Source organism: Psychrobacter sp. A3 (assembly GCF_028823565.1).
GTDB classification, from domain to species: domain Bacteria; phylum Pseudomonadota; class Gammaproteobacteria; order Pseudomonadales; family Moraxellaceae; genus Psychrobacter; species Psychrobacter celer.
In genome coordinates this window covers 1-3,838 of the sequence record NZ_JAPEHS010000133.1, presented here as the reverse complement: position 1 = coordinate 3,838, position 3,838 = coordinate 1, and the positions used below count along the sequence as shown (strand labels likewise).

Here is a 3,838-nt window from a genome sequence, read left to right as displayed (position 1 = left end):
TTTTTGATACGCTTTTTTTATACTATGGCTAGCCGCCATCATGCATTAGGATCATATACCTTGCCTGCATGATAGTCTGCCTGATGCTCGTAATTACAAAAAAACAAAACGTTACTATCCGTCTCCATACTGCCAGCACTTGGCTGTGCAGTATTTGTCGTGACAGATGCAGGCTTGGTTTCGAGGACACCGCGGTACTCAGCCAAGCTATTGCCACAAAAGTCACAGGTGCGCGGCGTGACCACATCGCCTTTTTGCGGCATCATGCTTTTGGGCGGCCGCGGATACATAAACTTATAAAAGGCCCACATCACAGCCCAGATGATGAGAATCACAATAATCACAGCAAACACGGCGGTGCTCCTTTGAATACGGGTTCAGACATGATAAATGCAGCGCGGCAGCATCGCCCAAAAAGCTGGCAATATAAGGCCAACTTTTTTATGGGCTAAATAGGCTGATAGATGCGATATAAACCAGCAAAAACAGGCTGAGAACCTTTAACTATAATAGATATAGTCGTTACTAAATAAAAGAGATACACGGTACAAATTCGCTAGACTGGTACAAATTTTCTTGCGTGCGGTGCTGCGCCGATAGGTGCGGCAAAAAATTTATCCCAGTCTCGCTGTATTCTTTTGATACTGACCTGACTATATCTTAGCGACAACGAGCACTATAGCTGTAATTCACTGATATCAGCCACGGTCAAAAACAGCGCTCGTACTTGCTTGAGCAGCGCCAAGCGGTTGTTTTTTAGCGCCGCATCTTCACTGTTGACCATGACATCAGCGAAAAATTGGGTCAAAGGCGCATCCAGACTTGCCAGCGTTTGCAAAACTTGCGTATAGTCAGCGGTTTCTAGCAAAGGCTTGACCGCTGTTTGCGCTTGTTGAACAGCCTGATACAATTCTTGCTCAGCAGGCTCAGACAATAACGCCTCGTCGACGTTATCTGCCACGCTGACCTCTGACTTAGCCAATATATTTGCCACCCGCTTGTTTGAATCGGCAAGTTTTTCAGCTTGAGCCAGCTCACTAAACGCTTGTACCGCACGAATACGCTGATCAAAATCCAGCGGCATATGCGGCTGGATCGCTTGCACCGCTTGGATGGTATCGACGCTCACGCCCTGCTCGGTGTACATCGCCCGATAGCGAGAATTTAAGAAGCCCATCACTTGAGTAAAAGTATCACCCATTTTGGCAATCTTACTGCCATCACTGGTGCTATAGCCTTTAACCGCTTGCTCAACCAAAGCGGCAAGATTGATCGGTAGCTGTTTTTCGATCAAGATACGCAAAATACCAATGGCCGAGCGGCGCAGACTAAACGGATCTTTTGAGCCGGTAGGTGCTTGGTCAATGGCAAAAATACCGACCAGCGTATCCAAACGATCAGCCAATGCCAGACAGATACCAATCGGCGTCTGCGGTAATACATCCCCGCTAAACTTCGGCAAATACTGCTCTTGCAGGCTGGCCGCGACTGCCGCAGGCTCACCATTTAAGCGTGCATAGTAGGTTCCAGCGATACCTTGCAACTCCGGATACTCACCGACCAGCGAGCTTGCTAGATCGGCTTTGGACAAGATGGCAGCGCGCACGGTGTCTTCGACCTCGATATCGTGGCCTTGCTGCTGCATCAAGGTGGCGACAAAGGCAGCAAGCTTGGCAATACGCTCAGACTTTTCCCAAATCGTACCGAGCTTGTCTTGGAAAACGCGAGTCTTTAAGCTCTCGGTCAAAGCAAACAATGGCTGTTTTTGATCTTGCAAAAAGAAAAACTCGGCATCAGCCAAGCGCGGCCGCACGACTTTTTCGTTGCCTTCGATAATCTGGTTGGGATCTGTGGACTCAATATTGGTGATAAAAATAAAGTACGGTTGCAACTTACCTGCTTTATCGGTTAAGCAAAAATACTTTTGATCCGCTTGCATAGTGGAGATTAGCGCCTCTTGCGGCACTTGCAAAAAGCGCGGCTCAAAGCTTGCTCTAAGCGCAATCGGGAAATCAACCAGCGCGGTCACTTCATCTAGCAGCTCTTGCGGTACGATGGCGTCGGCATTGACTTCATCGGCCAGTGCTTTGACTTGGTTTTTGATGAGCATTTGACGCTTATCAAAATCGGCCACCACTTTTAGATCCGTTAGTAGCGACTCATAGTCGGTAGCATGAGCAATCTTACGATAGTCAGGGCTGTGGAAGCGGTGACCACGGGTTTGGTTGCTGGTCTGATGCCCTTGGATAGTGGCATCGATCACCGCATCGTCTTGCATCAAGACTGCCCACTGTACCGGACGCACAAACTCATCACGGCTGCCACCTGAGCGCATACGCTTGGCAATTGGCAGACTATCTAGTGCCGTCTGAAAGATGCTCGGTAGCAGCTCTTTGGTCGCTTGACCGTGAATGGTCTGCTCGTAGCCGACATAATCCCCTTTATCGGTGTTAATCGTTATCAGCTCGCTGGCTTCAATCCCTAAACCCTTAGCAAAGCCCATCGCTGCACGGGTTGGGTTGCCATCGCTATCAAACGCTGCTTTAATCGCAGGACCACGTTTTTGTTCGGTACGATCAGGCTGCTTGTCGCTAATTCCTATGATCTGAATCGCCAAACGGCGCGGTGCGGCAAAGGACTTGATGTCATCAAAACTGATATCGGCGTCTTGTTTTAGGCTTTTTGGAGGTAACTCTTCACACCCCAGTTCAAATAAAATAGTACTCATGGGATGCTCCTATTTGTCGTTGGTAGATTGGTGGTTGTTGGTCACGGCTTTATCGCCTGTCACATCGTCTGCTGCCGCGTCTTCTTCTGGTGCTTTTGGTAAATACTTATCGAGCGCCGCTTGGCGATGTTCTTCATCAGCCAATGGGAAGCCAAGCTTGGCACGCGCTTCGACATACCCAAAGGCCACTTTGCGCGCCAAGGTACGGACACGCAAAATAAAGCGCTGACGCTCAGTGACCGAAATCGCACCGCGGGCATCAAGTAAATTAAACGCATGAGAGGCTTTGAGTACCATCTCGTAGGCTGGCAGCGGCAATCCTTCGGCCACAAGCTTATCAGCCTGCTGCTCATAAAAGTCAAACATCTGCCCCATCATCGGCACATCGGCGTGCTCAAAGTTATAAGCGGACTGCTCCACTTCGTTTTGATGAAAGACATCGCCATAGGTCACGCGGCCAAACTCACCATCCGCCCAAACCAGATCATAGACGCTATCGACGCCTTGCACATACATCGCTAGACGCTCAAGACCGTAAGTAATCTCACCGGTGACTGGAAAGCACTCAATGCCGCCCACTTGCTGAAAATAGGTAAACTGCGTGACTTCCATACCGTTTAGCCAAATCTCCCAGCCTAGCCCCCACGCCCCAAGCGTTGGCGACTCCCAGTTGTCTTCGACAAAACGCACGTCATGAACCAGCGGATCGATACCGATGGCGCGCAGTGAGTCCAAATATAGCTCTTGGATATTGGGCGGGTTGGGTTTTAGCACCACTTGAAACTGGTAATAATGCTGCAAGCGGTTTGGGTTGTCACCGTAGCGGCCGTCTGTCGGGCGGCGTGATGGCTGCACATAAGCGGCATTCCAGCGCTCAGGGCCAAGCGAGCGCAAAAACGTCGCCGTATGAAAGGTACCGGCACCGACTTCCATATCGTAAGGCTGCAAGACCACGCAGCCTTTGTCAGCCCAATAGTTTTGCAAGGTTAGGATGAGATCTTGAAACGTCATCGGTTGAGAATCTTTCGCTTGTGATGTCATAGTTTGGATTGTCATAGTTTGGGGCATCTTAATAAAGCCACTGTGGAATGAGTATTATGAAATATTGAT

The 3,838-nt window shown here is 49.5% G+C and carries 3 protein-coding genes; all 3 read right to left on the bottom strand.

Translation table 11 applies throughout. From position 1 onward, the window contains the following. Nucleotides 1–38: 38 nt before the first annotated feature. Nucleotides 39–353 carry a hypothetical protein gene (locus tag NK638_RS12010; RefSeq protein ID WP_274633192.1) on the bottom strand — a complete coding sequence of 105 codons (315 nt, stop codon included), beginning with the start codon at nucleotides 351–353 and terminating at the stop codon, nucleotides 39–41. A 323-nt stretch (nucleotides 354–676) separates the two neighbouring features. Continuing rightward, a complete protein-coding gene (gene glyS, locus NK638_RS12005) occupies nucleotides 677–2,728 on the bottom strand; it encodes a glycine--tRNA ligase subunit beta (protein WP_274633191.1) in 2,052 nt (683 codons plus the stop codon). Nucleotides 2,729–2,737: 9 nt separating this feature from the next. Next, the gene (glyQ, locus tag NK638_RS12000) at nucleotides 2,738–3,784 is read right to left on the bottom strand and encodes a glycine--tRNA ligase subunit alpha (RefSeq protein WP_446739840.1); all 1,047 of its coding nucleotides are present in this window, start codon (nucleotides 3,782–3,784) and stop codon (nucleotides 2,738–2,740) included. Between the last annotated feature and the right edge of the window lie 54 nt (nucleotides 3,785–3,838).